Origin of the sequence: Cloacibacterium normanense, from assembly GCF_003860565.1 — a bacterium.
In the GTDB taxonomy this organism is placed as follows: domain Bacteria; phylum Bacteroidota; class Bacteroidia; order Flavobacteriales; family Weeksellaceae; genus Cloacibacterium; species Cloacibacterium normanense.
Genome location: NZ_CP034157.1, coordinates 1,496,276 through 1,515,722, shown reverse-complemented (window position 1 = coordinate 1,515,722; position 19,447 = coordinate 1,496,276). Strand labels below are relative to the sequence as shown.

Below are 19,447 nucleotides of genomic sequence, written 5' to 3'. Positions count from 1 at the left end.
AAATAGTATTTTTACAAAAATTAAAAAATAAATCATGTCAGTATTAGTAAATAAAGATTCAAAGGTAATCGTACAAGGATTTACAGGAAACGAAGGAACTTTCCACGCAACTCAAATGATTGAATACGGAACCAACGTAGTAGGTGGTGTAACTCCAGGAAAAGGAGGAACTGAACATCTTGGCAAGCCAGTTTTCAACACTGTTGCAGACGCAGTTGCTAAAGCAGGAGCTAATGTTTCTATTATTTTTGTACCACCTGCATTTGCTGCAGATGCTGTAATGGAAGCTGCAGAAGCTGGAATTAAAGTAATTGTTTGTATTACAGAAGGAATTCCGGTAGCTGATATGGTAAAAGTAAAAGAATATATTAAAGATAAAGGTGCTAGATTAATCGGTCCTAACTGCCCAGGAATTATCACTTCAGACGAAGCTAAAATCGGTATTATGCCAGGTTTTGTTTTCAAAAAAGGTAGAGTAGGTATTGTTTCTAAATCAGGTACTTTAACTTACGAAGCTGCAGACCAAGTGGTAAGAGCTGGTTTCGGTGTTTCTACAGCAATTGGTATTGGTGGTGACCCAATCATCGGAACAACTACCAAAGAAGCTTTAGAATTATTTATCAACGACCCAGAAACTGATGCTGTAGTGATGATTGGTGAAATTGGTGGTTCTCTAGAAGCTGAAGCAGCAAGATGGTACAGAGATTCTGGTTCTAAAAAACCAGTAGTAGGTTTCATCGCTGGTCAAACTGCTCCTAAAGGTAGAACTATGGGACACGCTGGTGCAATTGTAGGTGGTGCTGAAGATACGGCTCAAGCAAAAATGCAAATCATGGAAGAATGCGGAATCAACGTAGTAGCTTCTCCAGCTGATATCGGTAAAACTATTGCTAAAGTATTAGGATAAATCATTATCTTTGATATTACAAATATTTTAAACTTCATAATAATCTTTATTATGAAGTTTTTATTTAAATAAAACACAATGAAAACAAATGTTAACACTTGGCTTCAGAAATTATTGATCATTTCTGTGGGCTTCATTTTTACCCCTATTTTTTCGCAAGTAGATTTTTCTTCTACCAGATTTGGTCTCATTGCAGGACCTACGTATTCAAGAATTCAAAATGCACACAACCCTTCTTCTTCTAGAATTTCGTTTTACGGAGGAGCATTGGCAATCATTCCAATTGGGGGAGATGATATGTTTTATTTGCAGCCACAAGTAGAATATTTAAGTGCAGGTGAAAAAGGGGACGGAGAAACCGTTTACGCGAATAATTATCTGAGTGTTCCTGTTTATTTTAAAGCTTATTTTTCTGAGGCAGAATCAGAATTTTTTGGCCAATTAGGACCTAGATTCGGTTTTTTACTCAGTCAAAAAGTGGAAAATCCTTCCAGAAGTATCTATAATGTAGAAGAATTTGGTAAAGCAGCAGCTTTTGATTTAGCCATTTCTGCAGGTTTAGGATTTAGCTACAAAAGAAAATTAGAAATTGTAGGAAGATTTGATTTTGGAGTAAGCAATAATTTACCAGATTTAATGGGAAAAGAACCACAAGATGGCGCTACCAATTCTACCAAAAGACAACACGTTTTAAGCGCAGGAATTACCTATATTTTTGATTAAAATTAAAAATTTAAAATATTAAAAAAACCTCAAGAAACATTCCTTGAGGTTTTTTGTTTTATCTTAAAAGTACAAAAATCAAAGCTAAAATCGCTGGTAATGCTTGTACAAAAAATATTTTTCTAGAAGCAGAAAGTGCACCATAAATTCCCGCCACAATGACGCATCCCAAAAAGAACAGTTGAATATTCTTTTGCCATTCCGGATTTTCTATAAAAAAGCTCCAAATTAAACCTGATGCCAAAAATCCATTATACAAACCTTGATTGGCGGCTAATTTTTTGGTAGGTTTAAAGAGTTCATTTGGCAAAGAACCTTTGAAAGTTTTCTTGCCCAAAGTTTCCCAAGCAAACATCTCCATATATAAAATGTAAAGATGTTCTAGGGCTACTAATGCGACTAAAATGGTAGAGAGAATTTGCATATATTAAAATTTTAAATTCTATTTTTTATAATTTCTTTCATTTCTTCAATTGTTATTGGAATTTTTCTCTTATGAATAATTGAATGACAATTTGGACAAACTGGGACTAAGTCTTCTAATGGATTTATTTCATGTTTTTCGCCAATATTTGATATTTGATTGAGATGATGAACATGAATATAATCTTTTCCAATTTGTCCATAAGTTTTTTCAAAATTAAAACCGCAAACAATACAAGAAAGCCCATGATGTAAAATACAAACTTTTCTTGCATGAGGATTTCTTTCGTATTTAGTAACAATAATTTGGTTTGGACTTCCTTCTGTGTATGTTCTTTGAATTTCATTTTCTGATGGAATAAAAGGATTGTTATTTTTATTTTCACTTGTTAGAAAATTAAACCATAAAGTTTCAAGTTCATCAACGATTTCATTTCTAATTGATATACCAGAAGATTGAGGTGTCCAATTTTGTTTTGATAAATTATTTGAGTTTTGTAAAATTTCTAGGCTTAAAATTTTTTCTTTATTTGGGTTGAGCAAAATTTCAAAATCAATATCAATATATAAAGCACTTTTTTTATTATCGTTCCAATGCTCTTCTATAAAAGGTTCAGTTGTTGCATAACCCGATCCAATGATTCCTTTAGGTTGTGTGCCAAGTTTTAATAAAAAAATTCTATCACCAGGTTTAATTGATTTTGTATTTCCACAACTCCATCTTTGAGAACTTTTTTCTCTTAAATTAACATCTTTAATATCTTGTTCAAGGGATTCCCAATAAAAATTTTTGGGATTCCAAATGAATAAATAAGTTTTCATTTTAGAATTTTATTATTGTTTCAATTCTTAATTATAAAATAGAATTTTTCTTTAACTAATTTAACAAAAAAATCGTCACATCACTGCAACGATTTTATCATTTATAACTCATAACTCATCACTCATCACTGAGTTTAGCTTGTTCTAATCCATTTCCAAAGTTCTTTAAAAGTCGCTTTGTTGCCGTACATTAAAATTCCTACTCTGTATATTTTGGCAGCCAAATACACCATTCCTAGCGTAGAAATCACCAATAAGAAAATAGAAAGTGCAATTTGCCAAACAGGAACGCCAAAAGGAATTCTCGCAATCATCGCCACTGGTGAAGTAAGCGGAATAATTGATAACCAAAACGCCATCGGTCCTTCTGGATTATTGATTAGCCCAAAACTTCCGTACATTCCCAGCATCAATGGTAAAATGCCAATCATGGTAAATTGTTGGGTTTCGGTTTCATTGTCTACGGCAGAACCTATCGCTGCATACATAGAACTGTAAAAAATGTAGCCCAACAAAAAGAAAACGATGAATACAAAAATGATAATTCCGAAATTCATGTCTAACAGAGAATGAGAAATTTCTGCGAAAACGCTTTGAATATCTAATTTATCCAACGGAATTTCTTCTTGCTGAGGAAGATTTCCAGAAATTTTAGAAAAACCTTGGTTAAAGAAAATAGCGCCCAAAATGGTCATGGTAATCCAAATCGCAAATTGGGTTAATGCGACCAATGTAACCCCTAGAATTTTGCCCATCATCAGTTCAAAAGGTTTTACAGAAGAGATGATGATTTCTACCACTCTGTTGTTTTTTTCCTCTAAAACACTGCGCATTACACGAACTCCGTAAATAATGATGAACATAAAAGTCACATACATTAATCCCATACTCAAACCAGATTTTACCCCAAAAGCAAGTGTGCTATCTTGTTTGTTATTGTCCACCACATTTTTGGTGTTGATTTCGAAGTTTTTATCAATATTTTCGATTTGAGCTTCTGTAAGTCCTAGATTTTTGATTTTTTCTTTCTTAATGACTTCAGACATCGAAAAAGCGATGTTTTGCTTCACATCAAAACCGATGTTTTTATTGACCAGAAGTTGGGTTTGTTTTTGTAAATTTTCAAAATTTTGGTCTTGCAATTTGGGAATAATGAGCAGTCCATCTACATTGTCTACCATTTCTGGAAGCGTACTTGTCAAAGCTTGTTCTGTAGATTCTGGCAGATAAATAAACTTCACATCTTTTGGCGTTTTCATGTTTTGTTGAAACACACCACTTTTATCGATGACATTAAAAGTATATTCGGTTTCATTCGCTTTCAGCATAAAAGCAACTAAAGCACCAAAACCTATCAATAGAATTGGGGCTAAAAGCGTGAGAATGATAAAAGATTTCTTTTTAACCTGTGTTAAAAATTCTCTTTTGGTTATGATGAAGATATTTTTCATTTTGTTGCTTTGGGCTTTCTGCAATACGCATTCTGCCTTATATTTTTTGTGAAAAATTAATAATTATAAACTGCTGATTGCTGATTGCGGAGAGCTTACTGCTGTAATAAATACTTCATTCATGCTCGGGATTTTTTCGTCAAAACTTCTGATTTTTCCTGCTTTCATTAAATCATTGAGCAAAAGATTTTGGTCTTCATTGTAGTTTAAGTCAAATGAAATTAAACCATGTTGGTCATGAATATTGACCAATTGATACTGGTTTTTCAGCTTTTCTAAATTTTCAGCATTTACATCAGACAAAACTACTTTGAATAAATTTTGCTTGAATTTTTCTCTTACTTCAAAGACTTTTCCGTCTAGAATTTTTCTGGATTTATTGATGAGAGCCACACTATCGCAAAGTTCTTCTACACTTTCCATGCGGTGAGTAGAAAGAATGATGGTGGTTCCTTGTTCTTTCAATTGAAGAATTTGGTCTTTTACTAAATTTGCATTTACAGGGTCAAATCCAGAAAAAGGCTCATCGAGAATTAATAGTTTGGGTTGATGTAAAACCGTCACCACAAACTGAATTTTCTGCGCCATTCCTTTAGAAAGTTCAGAAAGTTTTTTGTTCCACCATTGGTCAATTTCTAAACGGTCAAACCAATATTTCGCTTGAGATAGTGCATCTTGCTTTTTCATTCCTTTGAGCGCTCCGAAATAGAGAATTTGGTCTCCAACAGTCATGTTTTTGTACAAACCTCTTTCTTCCGGCATGTAACCGATATCTTTGATATGATGAGGATTTAGTTTCTCTCCATTGATGAAAACTTCGCCAGAATCTGCTTGTGTAATTTGGTTGATAATTCTGATGAAAGTGGTTTTTCCGGCTCCATTTGGACCAAGAAGTCCATAAACAGAAGCTTTAGGAACGTGAATGCTGAAATCTTGCAATGCAATTTTTTTTCCAGTACTATATGTTTTGGTAACGTGATTTGCTTGTAGCATTATAGTTTAAATTCTAAAGAATTAGTTGCGAAATTACGGAATTGTTACGAAATAAAAGAAGATTTAAAAGCAATACTAATAATACAATTATTTGTTTCATATGCTCTGTCGTTCCTACGGAACTTTATTTGTTTTGTCTGAATTTTACTACAAACGTTTCGTTCCTACGGAACTCACTTTTTAAATTTTAAAAAAATTAAATCACTTTAATGAAAATAGTTAAAATTTAAATCTTCTATTTTTCAACATCCAACATCTAACATCCAACATCCAACATCCAACATCCAACTTATTTATAAATCTCCACTTCTATTTCTCCATCTTCTGTAATGGCACCTCTGTACATACCAGAAGTGTTAAATGGCATAGCGATATTTCCGTTTTTGTCTAGTGCGATTAAACCACCATCACCACCCATTTTTTCGATTTCGTCTATGGTTTCTTGTGCTGCGGTTTTCACATCTTTATTCAAATATTGAATTTTGGCTGCGATGGTTCTGGCTGCGGTAGAACGAATGAAAAATTCTCCCCAACCTGTTGCAGAAATTCCTACATTTTCATCTGCGTAAGTTCCCGCACCAATAATCGGTGCATCGCCAATTCTTCCATATTTTTTGTTGGTCATTCCGCCAGTAGAAGTTCCTGCTGCCAAATTCCCGAATTGGTCAAGAGCAACACAACCTACGGTTCCAAATTTCTGGTCAATGATGAAATAATTAGGTTTTGAATTTTCTGCTTTTGGATTTTTTAATTTTTCTAATTCTTTTGCTTTTTGAAGGGATTTCCAACGGTTTTCTGTCCAGAAATATTTAGGATTTACGATTTCTAAACCTTGTAATTTAGCAAATTGTTCCGCACCGTTACCAGAAAGCATCACGTGTTCTGATTTTTCCATTACTGCAATCGCTGCTTTTATAGGATTTTTGATGGTGTGAACTCCTGCGATGGAACCTGCTTTTTTATCTTTTCCATTCATAATGGCGGCATCGAGTTCATTCTTTCCATCATGCGTGAAAACGGCTCCTTTTCCAGCGTTAAACAATGGAGAATCTTCCATCACTACGATGGCTGCTTCTACCGCTTCCACAGAAGTTTTACCGTTTTTAATTTCTGCATATGCTTTTTGAAGCGCTTCGGTGAGTTTTTCTAAATATTCTTCTTCTAACTCGGGAGACATCTTTTCTCTGATGATGGTTCCTGCACCTCCGTGAATAACGACTACGTATTTTTTTTGAGCCATTAGAAATAAAGAAAAGAACAATCCGAAAAGTAAAGCTAATTTTTTCATGTTGAGATATAATTTCGTGTGGCTCAAATTTAGAAAAAATTAAGCACTATTTTTGATTAATCAGCATTTTTAAATAGACTGTATTGAAATAATTCTCGGTCTACTTTTTTCTTCCAAGCTTCTTGTTTTGGATTTTTTTGGAAGAGAATTTTTTGCCCAATTTTAATGTAATAATCCTGATTATCTGCGTCAAATTGGTTGGATGCTTTTTCTTTCATTACATTCCAATGCTGAATTTTCTTTCGGTAAATAGAAATATTAGTTACGTTTTTTTGTCTGAGACTTTCTACGGATTTTCTCATTTTTCGAGCATATAATTCGGTGAGGTCAAAATGAATCTGCTCGTGTTGTAAAACATAATCGTTTTTGAGAAGCATCCAAGATTCATTAGGGTCAAAATACGTTTTAATAGAAAAGTCAGGTACCGAATTTTTATTTCTTTGAAATGATGAATATTCTATTCTAATGGCACTTATTGCGCCTAAAAATTGCTGTCGATTTACTTTTATCGTGTCTTTATTTTCCGCTTTAAAATCTTGAATTTTCAATTTTTTATTTTCTTGCCAAAGAATAAAATTATCTTTCACAAAAGAAAAACTCAAGAGCGAAATAAAGCCAATGAAAAAGATTATATTTTTGAGGATTTGGTTTTTCATACTATTTATTAAACAATTTTTTTGCCAAAATAGTATGAAAAAAATCCAACTGAATTATCAGTTGGATTTCTATATTTATCCCTAATTTTTTAAGAGAACATGTCTCTTACCTTGTCAAAAAATGATTTTTCTTTTCCAGAAGGTTCTGCTTGCATTTGACCGGTTCTCATTTGTGTTTCGAAGAACTCTTTTTGTTCTGGAGTGAGTTTTTGAGGAGTCCAAACGTTTACATGTACAAACATGTCACCTTTTCCGTAAGAATCTATGCTTGGTAATCCTTTTCCTGCTAATCTTAGAATTTTACCAGATTGCGTTCCTGCATCAATTTTAATTTTAACTTTTCCACCAACGGTATTAATTTCTTTAGTAGTTCCCAAAGCAGCTTCTGCAAAAGAAATATAAAGTTCTTGGTGTAAATTATCGCCTTCACGTTTTATAGTAGCATCTTGTTCTTCTTCGATGACCACTAATAAATCTCCAGGAATTCCACCAAAAGGAGCGTCATTACCTTTTCCGCGAACGTTTAATTGAATTCCGTCTCTAGCTCCCGCAGGAATTTTGATAGAAACTTCTTCTTCTGACTTGATGAGTCCTTCAGAATTAGCTCCTGCAGGAATTTTATCTGCAATTTTACCTAAACCGTTACATGTTCCACAAGTGGTTTGCGTTTGCATTTGACCGAACATGGTGTTCATCACTTTAATCTGAACTCCGCTTCCGTTACAAGTGGTACACGTTTTAGAAGTAGCGCCTTCCGCTACTTTCATTCTTTTTACTTTTATGGTTTTAGTGGTGCCATTCACCATTTCGTCGAGATTTAATCTAATTCTAACTCTTAAATTAGAACCTTTGATTTGATGGCTTCTTCCGCCACCACCAAAACCGCCGCCACCGAAATGTCCGCCGAAAATATCTCCAAATTGTGAGAAAATATCTTCCATGTTCATTCCGCCACCGCCGAAACCGCCGCCGTAACCACCACCTGCAGCTCCGCCAACTCCAGCATGACCGAATTGGTCATAACGAGCTTTTTTATCGGCATCGCTTAATACTTCGTAAGCTTCTGCAGCTTCTTTAAATTTTTCTTCTGCAGATTTATCTCCCGGATTTTTATCTGGGTGATATTTGATGGCCAATTTACGGTAAGCCTTTTTGATTTCGTCTGCGCTGGCTGATTTTGATACGCCTAATATTTCGTAATAATCTCTTTTTGACATTTTTTATGTTGTTAGATAATGGATGATGGGTGTTTGAAGTTATTTTTGAGTGGAATTAATTCATCCAACTTCTGACTTCCAGCATCCAGACTAAAAATTAAATTCCTGTAACTACTTTTGCAAATCTAATTACTCTATCGTGTAACTGATAACCCGTTTCTACTACATCTACAATTTTTCCTTTTAGTTCCTCAGATGGAGCAGGAATAGAAGTAATTGCTTCATGGAAATCTACGTTAAACTCATCACCAACATTTACTTCTACCGTTTTTAGACCTTTGTCTGATAATGTGTTTTTGAATTTTTGATAAATCAATTCTACGCCTTTCAAGTCTGATTCATTGCCACTTTTTGCAATTTCTTTGATGGCTCTTTCGAAATCATCTAATACAGAAAGCATAGCAATCATCATTTCGGTATTTGCATATTGTGCAAACTCCATTTTTTCTTTCAAGGTTCTCTTTTTATAATTTTCAAACTCTGCATACAAACGAACGTAACGGTCTTTTTCTTCTGCCAAAAGTTCTTCTGCAGTAGGTTGTTCTGTCACACTTTCTGTAGTGTTTTGTTCGTTTTGTAGATTTTCTTGACCTTCTTTGTTTAAATTTTCTTCGTGTAGTTCTTTGTTTTCGCTCATTTCATTAGAATTTTCTACTGCAATATTTCAAAGATTTTGCCAAAGAGCAGTTTAGGAAAAATTGGCAGAATTTTGTAAAAGCAGAAATCTTTACTGCTGTAACTTCAATCGATAAGAAAGTCCAAAAGAAAAGAAATATTTAGCGGAAATTTCGGAAAGTCCCATTCCCGAAGAAGTGTCGAGCATAAAATTGTCATTGATTAAATAAGTGAAGCCACCATTTAATCTTGTATCTGCGGTTTGATTTGGAGAAACAAAACCATAAATTTCTACGAAATAATTCAGTTTAGGCGAAATGCTTTTCCCAAGAGCTAAAGTATAGAGATAGGTTTCGTGTAAATCTTCGTTCCAAAACATTCCAAGATTGTAACCCAAAGAAGTTTTTGGATTGAGATTATTTTGAAAAGTAAAACGAAATGATGGAGTTACTGTTTTTCTTTGAAGAGCTTCACTTTTTCTCACTTCTGCTTTGCCAATAAAAGAAACTTTTGGAAAGATTCCCTTTTCTTCTAAAAGACTTGTTTTGAAACCTAAACTTACGGGTTGTAGCTCATAAACACTAGATGATGGAGTAGTAGAAAGCGAGAATTCTGTAATCACTCTTAGTTCAACTTTGTCATTGAATCCATATTTCCAAAGAATAGTGGGGAGGTGAAAATGATTGTTTTCTTTATCTGTTTTTTCAAACATAAATCCCATTTCTGTTTGTAGATAATTTTTGGGAACTACATACACAGATTCTGTTTGGTCCGGACGATCCAATTGTATGGTTTCTTGAGCGTTCAAAAAATTGGCGAAAAGTACTGTTGTTATTGCTTTTTTCATCATTACGAAGTAAAAGTTTGATACAGTAAGTAAAGATTTAGAACAACGATGATGATGGAAATAATCCAAGCAAGAATTTTCAAAGCGGGTTTATTCACAAATTCCCCCATTTTTAGTTTGTCACTCGTAAACATGACTAAAGGAATTACCGCAAAACTGAGTTGCATTGAAAGAACAACTTGACTTAAAACCAATAAATCAGTGGTTCCTTTTTCGCCATAAATAATAGCAATAATAAACGCTGGAACGATTGCTAAAAGTCTGGTAATTAATCTTCTGAGCCAAGGTTTTAATTTAAGATTTAGGAAACCTTCCATCACGATTTGTCCCGCTAAAGTTCCTGTAAGTGTAGAGTTTTGTCCGGAAGCTAATAAGGCTACGGCAAATAAAATACTGGCTAAACTGGTGCCTAAAATAGGCGAAAGTAATTTGTATGCATCATGAATATCTGCTACATCTTTGTAACCAGAATAATGGAAAGTTGCCGCCGAAACAATTAAAATGGCTGCATTGATAAAAAAGGCGAAAAGCAACGAAACAGTACTGTCAATGGTTGCGAATTTTATCGCCATTTTTTTTCCTTCAGAAGTTCTAGGATAAGCTCTGGTTTGTACTAAACTGCTGTGCAAATATAAATTATGAGGCATTACTGTCGCGCCTAAAATTCCGATTGCGATGTAAAGCATTGATGGATTAAAAATAATTTCTTTCTTCGGAAGTAGGTTGCTTAAAATAGGCATTATTTCTGGTTGACTTACCAAGATTTCGTATAAAAAGCAAGCAAAAATGACGAAAATAAGTCCTGCTACAAAACTTTCGAGCCACCTAAAACCTTTGGATTGAAGCATCAGAATAAGCAAAACATCAATTCCTGTAATTAAAATCCCAACAGGAAGCGGAATTCCGAAAAGTAGATTTAAAGCAATTGCTGAACCGATAACTTCTGCTAAATCACAAGCAATAATGGCAATTTCGCATAAAACCCATAAAATAAAATTTACCGTTGGCGAAAAATGGTCTCTGCAAGCTTGTGCCAAGTCTCTTTCGGCTGCAATTCCTAGTTTTAAAGATAAATGTTGAAGGATAATTGCAAAAATATTGGATAAAAGAATGACGGATAATAAAGTATAACCAAATTGTGAACCTCCTGCAATATCAGTTGCCCAATTTCCTGGGTCCATATAACCTACAGCTACCATCAAACCAGGACCTGCAAATGCAAAAAGTTTCTTCCAGAAACTGCCATCAGTAGGAATGTGAATAGAAGCAAAAGATTCTGATAAGGAGTTTTGGTCATTATTTCTTCTCCAAGGTTTTTTCATAAATGTTAGATTGGTCTAACAAAATTAGTTAAATATTTCTTATTCTGAAAATAAATATAAAAAAAACGCTAAGAAAATTTTCTAAGCGTCTATTATTGAAGGAATTATTTTAATAATTATTTGGCAAATCTTAATGCTATTTTTCTGTCGATGGCTCTTTCTTCATCGGTTGCAGTAGCAGGTAAAGTAGCAAATTTACTTCCGTAACCTTCTGCATTTACAATTTGTTTTTCCAAGCCAGCTTTAGTCAATTCATTTTTTATAAAGTCTGCTCTTGCTTGAGAAAGTGCTAAATTTTCAGTTTCTGTTCCAGATTTATCAGTGTAAGCACCGATTTTAATTTTGACATCGGGATACGCTTTTAAAATTTTAATAAGATTTGCAATTTGTTCTGTTCCAGATGTTAATTGGTCTGATTTCCCAGAAGCAAAAGTTACTTGGTCAAATTCATACCAAGTAGATTTTAGGGCATCGTCATCTTTAGCATTTTTATAGTTGTCCGCTTTTAAAAATGTAATCATTCTATCTTCTAAACCATCAGAAACCACTTGCAGAGAATTTCCCTTGAACTCAATTTTTTTCTGAGCATCAGATAAAGAATCAGCTGGAATAGGTTCTGGAATTAAAGTAACGTTTTCTGTTGCGGTTTTGGTTTTAAGAACTTCTTTTTGAGCTAATTGATTCCATAAAAACCAAGCAACGATGCCAAGAATAAGTAAGGGAAGAAGCCATTTCCAGAAAGAACTTTTTTCTGAGTTTTCTTGATTTAAGATTTTAACTTCTTCTTTGGTTTTATGAGTAATTGGAGCAGAAGTTTCAACCGGAGTTTCTGTATTTTTTTCTAGTAAATTTTCTAAACCTAAATGCTCTAAAGACATTCCTGCTGGTAATAAAGCGGGAATTAAGCATCTGTTTTCGGCTAATTTTGAAAGAATTCCTTGGTCATCTAATCCGTTTTCATGCGCGCATTTCTTTATGCCTTCGAGTGTGGCAGCAGTTGCAACTTTTAAAAGGTTTTCAGCCGAAGATTTATTGATATTAGCATACTCAGAGACATGAGAAAGGATGTGTTCACTTTTTTCTCCTAAAATTTTAGAAATAATATTCTGAATTTCTGTGCTATTGTTGGCTTTTTCTAGTAGATTTTCAGAGAAATCGAGAGATGAAGTTTTAAGAAGTGCGTTGATGACATCATCTTGTTTAGAATTTTGGGCAAAAACTCCTAAAACCGCTGGAAAAAGACTTCCTAAAGCTTTTGAAACATTTGATTCGCTTTCTCCTAACTGAATAGCGGCTTCGGAAATTAATTCGGGGTTTAATGGGTGTTTTATAAGGTCAATGAGTGACATGGTGTTGGTATAAAAAATTAACGAAGTTAAAGTTAAAAATTTTTTCCTTTACTTCGTTAATTCTTAAAAAATATGATGAGAAATTAATCTTCTCCTTGAAATCTTAATAGGCCTTAGCAAAAAGAACTCTTTTGTTAGAAGGTTTTCCTGTAATTAAAGAAACTCCTTGCTCTTCTTCTGCATCTAGAGGAATGCATCTAATGGTAGCTTTGGTTTCTTCTTTGATTTGCTCTTCTTCTTCAGCAGTTCCGTCCCAATGTGCAGCAATAAAACCTCCTTTTTCTTCTAACACTTTTTTGAATTCTTCGTAAGAATCTACTTTGGTAATGTGTTCGTTTCTATATGTTTCTGCTTTTTTGTAAATATCATTTTGAACGGTAACCAATAGTTCTTCGATGTAATCTTCGATGTTTTCTAGTGAACGAACTTCTTTGGTTAAATTATCTCTTCTTGCAATTTCTACGGTGTTGTTTTCTAAATCTCTGGCACCCATTGCAATTCTTAATGGAACTCCTTTTAATTCGTATTCTGCAAATTTCCAACCTGGTTTGTACTCCGTTCTGTCGTCATATTTTACAGAAATTCCTTTTGCTTTTAATTTGTCAAAAATGTCATTAGCTACCACAGAAATTTCAGCCAATTGCTCTTCTCCTTTGAAAATAGGAACAATTACTACCTGAATTGGAGCCAATTTTGGAGGAAGTACCAAACCAAAATCATCTGAATGTGTCATAATTAATGCACCCATTAATCTGGTAGAAACTCCCCAAGAAGTAGCCCAAGCAAATTCTTGTTTTCCTTCTCTATTGGTGAATTTTACATCAAAAGCTTTAGCGAAATTTTGTCCTAAAAAGTGAGAAGTTCCTGCTTGTAGTGCTTTTCCGTCTTGCATCATCGCTTCAATACAATACGTTTCATCTGCACCTGCAAATCTTTCAGTAGGTGTTTTAAAACCTTTGATTACTGGAATCGCCATGAAGTTTTCTACGACATCAGCATACACTTCAAGCATTTTTTCAGTCTCTTCGATGGCTTCATCTTTAGTGGCATGAGCAGTGTGACCTTCTTGCCAAAGGAATTCAGAAGTTCTAAGGAAAAGTCTGGTTCTCATTTCCCAACGAACAACATTTGCCCATTGATTAATAAGAATTGGTAAATCTCTATACGATTGAATCCAAGATTTATAGGTGTTCCAAATAATCGCTTCAGAAGTAGGACGAACAATCAGTTCTTCTTCTAATTTTGCTTCTGGGTCTACAATTAGTTTATGTGGATTATTAGGGTCTGTTTTTAGTCTGTAATGCGTTACAACAGCACATTCTTTGGCAAATCCTTCTGCATTTTTTTCTTCAGCTTCGAATAAGCTTTTCGGGACAAAGAGTGGGAAGTAAGCGTTTTGGTGACCAGTTTCTTTGAATTTTTTGTCTAATTCTGCTTGAATTTTTTCCCAAATTGCATAACCGTAGGGTTTAATCACCATGCTTCCTCTTACACCTGAGTTTTCAGCAAGGTCTGCTTTCACTACAAGTTCGTTATACCATTTGCTATAATCTTCACTCCTTGTTGTTAATTTTGCCATTTTTTATTAAAATTTAACTTTTTAATTTTGAGAATATCTAATGTTATATTGTATTTTTGATGAAAAATATAAATACCGAGTATATTGGTATAATTTTGGTATTAATATTTTGCAAAGATAAATAAACTTAATTACATCTATCATGAAAAATTCTACTTATAAAAACTTATCAGAAATTCTTAGAACAAAAGGTGTTCTAGGGGTTGCAGCTGGTTTGCTTTTGGTTTCATGTGGCTCTCAAATGGGAGGTTATACAGAAACTGATGGGGTGTATTATGACCCTAATAAAGATGTGATACCAGAAGGTATTGTAATGCCAGAACCTAATCAAGTGGATGAAGTATATGCTTATGAGTCTGATTCTGCTAGTATTATAGAGCAAAATCAACAAAACCAAGCGGCTCAAAAAAACAAATATCAAACTTGGAACGGAACAGAATCTGACTGGGGAACTTACGCAGGAACTGAACAAAACATCTATTATAACAATTATAATACTTGGGGTTGGAATCCTTACGGATATTATTCTCCTTATTACGGTTGGGGAAATGGCTGGAATATAGGAATTGGTTTCGGTTGGAATAACTGGGGTTGGAACAATTGGGGCTGGAATCCTTATTGGGATCCTTACTTTGGTTATGGTGGTTACGGTTATTATAATCCTTGGTATGGATATTATTCTCCTTATTATGGAGGTTACTACGGATATAATCCTTACTATTATGGAGGTTATTATTATCCAAGAAATAATTATAAGAGAAGTGGAGCTGATGCTATTACCAGAGGAAATGGTTTCCAAAATTCTAATAACAGAAGTTTTAATAATAGAATGAATACCAATAATTCTAATAATTCTGGATTTAGAACTACACCACCTAGAAATACTAATCCAAATATGACTCAGCCACCACAAAATTCTAATCCTTCAAGATTTAGAAGTGCTCCAAGACAAGAACCAAGACAATACGAAGCTCCAAGACAAGAGCCTAGAAGAAATGATTGGGGAGGAAGTTCTAATTCTGGCGGCGGTTTCAGATCAGGTGGTAGCTCTAGCGGAAGCTCAAGTTCTGGCGGCGGTTTCAGATCAGGAGGTTTTAGATAAGAAATAATAAACTATAATTTTTTGAAAAAATGTTTAAAAAATCTTTAACAATATTAAGTATTGCATCTGCATTTTATCTTCAAGCGCAAGATGTTTCGATTATCAGAAATTCTGTAGATGTTTATTCAGCCAATCCATTAACAGGCTCTGCTAAATTTAATGCAATGGCAGGTTCTATGGGAGCTTTAGGAGGAGATCTTTCTGCAATTAACACCAATCCTGCAAGTGTGGGAGTTTTCATCACTGGAAATATCAGTGGAACTTTAGCGATTAATAATTCTAAAACCACATCTTCTTTTTCTAATGTTGCAAACACCTATAAATTAAACAATGCAGATATAGGTCAATTAGGTGGAGTAGCCGTTTTTGAAACCAGTGGAAATACACCATGGAAATTTGTAAATTTTGGAGTGAATTACACCAATCAAAATTTAGAAGAATACATAGAAACACCAGCGAATTCTAGCTATAAATTTCAAGATAGCAATTTGGTTGATACCAATGGAAATCCTGTTACAGGAACTTTTACTTCTCTAGGTCATGCTTATGACAGAACCGGAAATCTTACCAATATGAACATCGCTTTTGGTGGAAATTATGATAATAAATTCTATGTGGGAGGTTCCCTTAATTTCAAAGGAGCTACGATTGAGCAATATGATTCTTCTAGACTCTCACTAGATGTAGACAATAATAACAGCTACGTTTTAAATAAACAAGGAACGCCTTATACTGAAGATGCTAATGGATTCTCGGTTTCTGCCGGTATTATTGGAAAAATTAATAATAATATACGATTAGGAGCGTCTATTGAATCGCCAACTTGGTGGACTCAATACAGAACTTACAGCGAAGTAAACGAAGATAATTTAGGGTATTACTTCGATTATTATGATGAAGACAGAAAATTCACTTCACCTATGAAAGCAACTTTGAGTGGAGCTTTCGTAATGAATAAGAATTTCGCTTTCAACGTTGACTATTCGTTAGGTTTAACCAAGCCAAAATATAAAGTTCAAGGTCCTGCAGAAACTCAACTGAATGATTTCTTCCAATCTGAATACAAAAACTTATCAGAACTTAGAGTAGGAGGTGAATACCGTTATAACAACTTCAGATTAAGAGGTGGTTACGGAATTTCTAATTCACCATTCGAGAATATATATGGTAAAAATAATTTTATTGGTAAAAGAGAAACTTTAGGTGTAGGATTCGGATTTGATTTTAAATCATTCTATATTGATGCAGCTTACAATAAAATTACCACCAATTCTACCAATGTTTACGGAGATGGTAATTATTACAGTTTAGCAAATAACGGAGATGTAGAATTCTTTACGAATAATCCTAATACTTTTACTTCTAAATTAGAAGATGTTAAGAACAATGTAACGCTTACATTGGGTTGGAAATTCTAAAATATTTCCTCTTAAAACATATAAAAAACTCCCGAAATTCGGGAGTTTTTGTTTTATTTGAAATCAAATTTTTTAATGATGAGCGTGAAACAAATGATTTACTAAAGCTAGTCCAACTCCAGCAATCACTAAAAAAAGTTTTTGCCAATCCATTTTGTGATTTTTATTGCTTTCGAAAATAATTACTGATGAGATATGTAAGAAAATTCCGCCAACTAATGCCAAGAAATAAGGTTGCCATTCTGGATTAAAATAATCGCCAAAAACCATTCCTAATGGTGATGCTAATGCAAATAATGTGATAATAAACCAAGAAAAAATATTATTTTTTTCTCTCAGTAAAAATGTTCCGAGAATAAATGAAATTGGTAAATTATGGAACACAATTCCCAATAAATAAGGAGAAGTTACATCTGTAATATTGGCTAAAGGAATTCCTTCTAAAAACGCATGAACAAACATTCCTGCCATCAAAGCAATAGGCAAAATATTTTTTTCTTCGTGGTGATGATGAAAATGCCCATGTTCGAAACCTTTGGTAAGACTTTCTAAAATCATTTGCAGCAAAACGCCACCAATAATCCAAATTCCAATATTATGGTCTTCGGCTTCATAGACTTCTGGAAAAACTTCGCTTACGCAAACCGTAATCAAAAAACCAGCACTTAGAATCAATAAATTTTTAGCAAATGATTGGCTCTTTCCGAAATATTTTCCCAGAAAAACACCAATGATAACGCTTAAGATCAATAGAATAATAATCATGTTCTTTGCTTTTTGGCTTTCAGCAGAACGCTTTCAGCTTTTATAAATTTTAATTTTTAACTCTGAATTGGAAAATACATCTCGGGGAAGTTTCTCTTTCAAAATCTTCTAACTGATAATTTCCCCAGATTTTTACTGCTTCAAAACCGAAACCTTCGGCGATGTTTTTTATTTCTTCTAAAGTATGAAGTTTTACTTTTTCGAAATAATGAAATGGCTCTCCTTTATCTTCAAAGAAAATATCTTTGATGACATGGTTTTCTTCTATTCTTTTTTTGATAAGAAAATCTATTCCGTCTTTGGTAACAGTAGTTTCATCAACCAAAGTATTTTTTACAAATTTTTCATTGAGAAAATCCAAAACGAAAATTCCATCGTTCTGTAAAACATTTTTCACTGAAGAAAACACTTTTCTGTCATCTTCATCATCATCAAAATATCCAAAACTGGTGAATAAATTGAAAACTGCATTTACTTTTTCAGAAGAAACATTGGGATAAAGTTCATTTCTCATGTCGTGAACTTTAAACGTCAATTTTGGAGTTTCATTAGCCGAGGTTTCAAACTGTTTATTGTGTTCTATGCTTTCTTCGGACAAATCTACTCCTAAAACTTCATAGCCTAATTGTTGCAAAAAAACAGAATGTCTGCCTTTGCCACAAGCTAAATCAATGATTTTAGAATCTTTAGAAAGTTGTAAATCTTGGGTAAGATTTCTAATGAAATTTTCTGCTTCTACAAAATCTCTGTCTTTGTAGAGAATATGATAATAAGGTGTGTTAAACCATTCTTTGAACCAACTCATATTGCAAATTTATCAAAAACTTTATCATTTACTAGAAAAAAAATCCAACGAAAGGCTTCGCTGGAATTTTTATATCAGATTTTATTTAATATTTTTCTTAATTCTCATGAACCATTTGTAAGTATTTCTTTTTCGTTTCTTCGTCTAAAAATGAATACTCAAATGAATTGCTAACCAATGTTTTTACCTCTTCTAAAGATAGGTTTAGCGCTTCAATAATTTCGGTGTAATTTTGAGTAATGTAACCTCCAAAATAAGCCGGATCATCAGAATTTACGGTTGCTTTTATTCCTAAATCAAGCATTTTTTTAATCGGATGCTGTTTCAAATCATCTACCACCCGAAGAGCAGTGTTAGAAAGCGGACAAACCGTTAAAGCCATTTTGTTTTCCACTAAATAATTAACCAATTTTTCATCCGTTAAACTATTATTTCCGTGGTCTATTCTGTCAATTTTTAATAAATCTAGCGCTTCCCAAACATATTCTGCAGGTCCTTCTTCACCAGCATGAGCTACAATTTTGTAACCTTCTTTCACTGAAGCAGCAAAAACTTTCTGAAATTTAGAAGGTGGATTTCCTTTCTCCGAAGAATCTAATCCTACCGCTTTAATCAAATGTTTATAAGACAATGATTGCTCTAAAGTTTCGAAAGCGTCTTCTTCTGATAAATGTCTTAAGTAACTCATAATCAAATAAGAAGTAATCCCGAAATTTTTCTCTGCATCATCTTGAGCTCTCTTAATTCCAGAAATTACCGTTTCAAAAGAAACCCCTCTTTTGGTATGGGTTTGAGGATCAAACATAATTTCGGTGTGTACTACGTTTTCTTCTGCACAATGCTTGAAATAAGCCATGGTCAAATCATAGAAATCTTGTTCGTAGAGCAAAACGCTTGCTCCTGCGTAATAAATATCCAGAAAATCTTGAAGACAGTTAAATTGATATGCTTTTTTTACTTCTTCTACACTATTGTAGGGAATTTTAACCTCATTTCTTTGAGCGATTTCAAACATCAATTCAGGTTCGAAAGTTCCTTCGATGTGCAAGTGCAATTCTGCTTTTGGAACTTTTTTGATATAAGAGATAATATCCATACTTTAATTTTTTTAAAAAGGGAATCAAAGGTAGGGATAAAAATTTTAGAATCCGAAGAAGTGTTAAAA

At 33.6% G+C, this 19,447-nt stretch carries 19 protein-coding genes; 4 read left to right on the top strand and 15 right to left on the bottom strand.

From position 1 onward, the window contains the following. Positions 1-34 precede the first annotated feature (34 nt). Positions 35-907, top strand: a complete 873-nt coding sequence (gene sucD / locus EB819_RS06945) for a succinate--CoA ligase subunit alpha (protein WP_069798080.1) — start codon at positions 35-37, stop codon at positions 905-907. A gap of 78 nt (positions 908-985) precedes the next feature. After that, positions 986-1,630 carry an outer membrane beta-barrel protein gene (locus tag EB819_RS06940; protein ID WP_069798078.1) on the top strand — a complete coding sequence of 215 codons (645 nt, stop codon included), beginning with the start codon at positions 986-988 and terminating at the stop codon, positions 1,628-1,630. 58 nt (positions 1,631-1,688) lie between these two features. Here the strand turns inward: EB819_RS06940 and EB819_RS06935 are convergent, their stop codons facing one another. The 12 genes from EB819_RS06935 to proS all read right to left on the bottom strand — a co-directional run bounded on the left by EB819_RS06935 (position 1,689) and on the right by proS (position 14,192). After that, complete coding sequence (locus EB819_RS06935; protein ID WP_069798076.1) at positions 1,689-2,054, bottom strand: DUF1304 domain-containing protein; 366 nt, start codon at positions 2,052-2,054, stop codon at positions 1,689-1,691. 11 nt (positions 2,055-2,065) lie between these two features. After that, positions 2,066-2,875 carry an HNH endonuclease gene (locus EB819_RS06930; protein ID WP_069798074.1) on the bottom strand — a complete coding sequence of 270 codons (810 nt, stop codon included), beginning with the start codon at positions 2,873-2,875 and terminating at the stop codon, positions 2,066-2,068. A 134-nt stretch (positions 2,876-3,009) separates the two neighbouring features. Next, a complete protein-coding gene (locus EB819_RS06925) occupies positions 3,010-4,326 on the bottom strand; it encodes an ABC transporter permease (RefSeq protein ID WP_069798072.1) in 1,317 nt (438 codons plus the stop codon). A 63-nt stretch (positions 4,327-4,389) separates the two neighbouring features. Further along, on the bottom strand, positions 4,390-5,319 hold the full coding sequence (locus EB819_RS06920) for an ABC transporter ATP-binding protein (RefSeq protein ID WP_069798071.1): 930 nt from the start codon (positions 5,317-5,319) through the stop codon (positions 4,390-4,392). Between the two features lie 289 nt (positions 5,320-5,608). Next, complete coding sequence (locus EB819_RS06915) at positions 5,609-6,607, bottom strand: isoaspartyl peptidase/L-asparaginase family protein (protein WP_069798069.1); 999 nt, start codon at positions 6,605-6,607, stop codon at positions 5,609-5,611. Positions 6,608-6,663: 56 nt separating this feature from the next. Continuing rightward, the gene (locus EB819_RS06910; RefSeq protein WP_069798068.1) at positions 6,664-7,263 is read right to left on the bottom strand and encodes a regulator of G-protein signaling domain-containing protein; all 600 of its coding nucleotides are present in this window, start codon (positions 7,261-7,263) and stop codon (positions 6,664-6,666) included. Between the two features lie 89 nt (positions 7,264-7,352). Beyond that, entirely contained in the window at positions 7,353-8,480 is a 1,128-nt protein-coding gene (gene dnaJ, locus EB819_RS06905) for a molecular chaperone DnaJ (protein ID WP_069798066.1), read from the bottom strand. 97 nt (positions 8,481-8,577) lie between these two features. Continuing rightward, positions 8,578-9,117, bottom strand: a complete 540-nt coding sequence (locus tag EB819_RS06900; RefSeq protein ID WP_069798064.1) for a nucleotide exchange factor GrpE — start codon at positions 9,115-9,117, stop codon at positions 8,578-8,580. A 90-nt stretch (positions 9,118-9,207) separates the two neighbouring features. Beyond that, positions 9,208-9,945 carry a transporter gene (locus EB819_RS06895; protein WP_083250148.1) on the bottom strand — a complete coding sequence of 246 codons (738 nt, stop codon included), beginning with the start codon at positions 9,943-9,945 and terminating at the stop codon, positions 9,208-9,210. Beyond that, positions 9,945-11,264: an Nramp family divalent metal transporter gene (locus EB819_RS06890; protein ID WP_069798060.1), complete on the bottom strand. Its 1,320-nt coding sequence runs from the start codon at positions 11,262-11,264 to the stop codon at positions 9,945-9,947. The genes EB819_RS06895 and EB819_RS06890 overlap by 1 nt, the downstream gene beginning before the upstream one ends. A gap of 116 nt (positions 11,265-11,380) precedes the next feature. Continuing rightward, complete coding sequence (locus EB819_RS06885; protein ID WP_069798058.1) at positions 11,381-12,613, bottom strand: OmpA family protein; 1,233 nt, start codon at positions 12,611-12,613, stop codon at positions 11,381-11,383. Positions 12,614-12,716: 103 nt separating this feature from the next. Continuing rightward, positions 12,717-14,192: a proline--tRNA ligase gene (gene proS, locus EB819_RS06880; protein WP_069798056.1), complete on the bottom strand. Its 1,476-nt coding sequence runs from the start codon at positions 14,190-14,192 to the stop codon at positions 12,717-12,719. 142 nt (positions 14,193-14,334) lie between these two features. Between proS and EB819_RS06875 the strand changes: the two genes are divergently transcribed. Both EB819_RS06875 and EB819_RS06870 read left to right on the top strand, forming a co-directional pair. Further along, positions 14,335-15,294 carry a hypothetical protein gene (locus tag EB819_RS06875; RefSeq protein WP_069798054.1) on the top strand — a complete coding sequence of 320 codons (960 nt, stop codon included), beginning with the start codon at positions 14,335-14,337 and terminating at the stop codon, positions 15,292-15,294. 29 nt (positions 15,295-15,323) lie between these two features. Further along, positions 15,324-16,712: an OmpP1/FadL family transporter gene (locus tag EB819_RS06870; protein WP_069798052.1), complete on the top strand. Its 1,389-nt coding sequence runs from the start codon at positions 15,324-15,326 to the stop codon at positions 16,710-16,712. A gap of 72 nt (positions 16,713-16,784) precedes the next feature. On the opposite strand, the gene EB819_RS06865 is transcribed toward EB819_RS06870, so the two are convergent. The 3 genes from EB819_RS06865 to EB819_RS06855 all read right to left on the bottom strand — a co-directional run bounded on the left by EB819_RS06865 (position 16,785) and on the right by EB819_RS06855 (position 19,378). Further along, positions 16,785-17,477 (bottom strand): ZIP family metal transporter, encoded by a 693-nt coding sequence (locus EB819_RS06865; protein ID WP_069798050.1) that lies wholly within the window; start codon positions 17,475-17,477, stop codon positions 16,785-16,787. A 49-nt stretch (positions 17,478-17,526) separates the two neighbouring features. Then, positions 17,527-18,282 (bottom strand): class I SAM-dependent DNA methyltransferase, encoded by a 756-nt coding sequence (locus tag EB819_RS06860; protein WP_069798048.1) that lies wholly within the window; start codon positions 18,280-18,282, stop codon positions 17,527-17,529. A 97-nt stretch (positions 18,283-18,379) separates the two neighbouring features. Next, on the bottom strand, positions 18,380-19,378 hold the full coding sequence (locus EB819_RS06855; RefSeq protein ID WP_069798046.1) for an adenosine deaminase: 999 nt from the start codon (positions 19,376-19,378) through the stop codon (positions 18,380-18,382). Positions 19,379-19,447: the final 69 nt, after the last annotated feature.

Coding starts and splice junctions, on each gene's coding strand:
- EB819_RS06855 (WP_069798046.1), bottom strand. CDS start 19,378: ATGGATATTATCTCTTATATCAAAAAAGTTCCAAAAGCAGAATTGCAC.
- EB819_RS06900 (WP_069798064.1), bottom strand. CDS start 9,117: ATGAGCGAAAACAAAGAACTACACGAAGAAAATTTAAACAAAGAAGGT.
- EB819_RS06895 (WP_083250148.1), bottom strand. CDS start 9,945: ATGATGAAAAAAGCAATAACAACAGTACTTTTCGCCAATTTTTTGAAC.
- EB819_RS06940 (WP_069798078.1), top strand. CDS start 986: ATGAAAACAAATGTTAACACTTGGCTTCAGAAATTATTGATCATTTCT.
- EB819_RS06930 (WP_069798074.1), bottom strand. CDS start 2,875: ATGAAAACTTATTTATTCATTTGGAATCCCAAAAATTTTTATTGGGAA.
- dnaJ (WP_069798066.1), bottom strand. CDS start 8,480: ATGTCAAAAAGAGATTATTACGAAATATTAGGCGTATCAAAATCAGCC.
- EB819_RS06925 (WP_069798072.1), bottom strand. CDS start 4,326: ATGAAAAATATCTTCATCATAACCAAAAGAGAATTTTTAACACAGGTT.
- EB819_RS06935 (WP_069798076.1), bottom strand. CDS start 2,054: ATGCAAATTCTCTCTACCATTTTAGTCGCATTAGTAGCCCTAGAACAT.
- EB819_RS06915 (WP_069798069.1), bottom strand. CDS start 6,607: ATGAAAAAATTAGCTTTACTTTTCGGATTGTTCTTTTCTTTATTTCTA.
- sucD (WP_069798080.1), top strand. CDS start 35: ATGTCAGTATTAGTAAATAAAGATTCAAAGGTAATCGTACAAGGATTT.
- EB819_RS06865 (WP_069798050.1), bottom strand. CDS start 17,477: ATGATTATTATTCTATTGATCTTAAGCGTTATCATTGGTGTTTTTCTG.
- proS (WP_069798056.1), bottom strand. CDS start 14,192: ATGGCAAAATTAACAACAAGGAGTGAAGATTATAGCAAATGGTATAAC.
- EB819_RS06860 (WP_069798048.1), bottom strand. CDS start 18,282: ATGAGTTGGTTCAAAGAATGGTTTAACACACCTTATTATCATATTCTC.
- EB819_RS06875 (WP_069798054.1), top strand. CDS start 14,335: ATGAAAAATTCTACTTATAAAAACTTATCAGAAATTCTTAGAACAAAA.
- EB819_RS06920 (WP_069798071.1), bottom strand. CDS start 5,319: ATGCTACAAGCAAATCACGTTACCAAAACATATAGTACTGGAAAAAAA.
- EB819_RS06885 (WP_069798058.1), bottom strand. CDS start 12,613: ATGTCACTCATTGACCTTATAAAACACCCATTAAACCCCGAATTAATT.
- EB819_RS06870 (WP_069798052.1), top strand. CDS start 15,324: ATGTTTAAAAAATCTTTAACAATATTAAGTATTGCATCTGCATTTTAT.
- EB819_RS06890 (WP_069798060.1), bottom strand. CDS start 11,264: ATGAAAAAACCTTGGAGAAGAAATAATGACCAAAACTCCTTATCAGAA.
- EB819_RS06910 (WP_069798068.1), bottom strand. CDS start 7,263: ATGAAAAACCAAATCCTCAAAAATATAATCTTTTTCATTGGCTTTATT.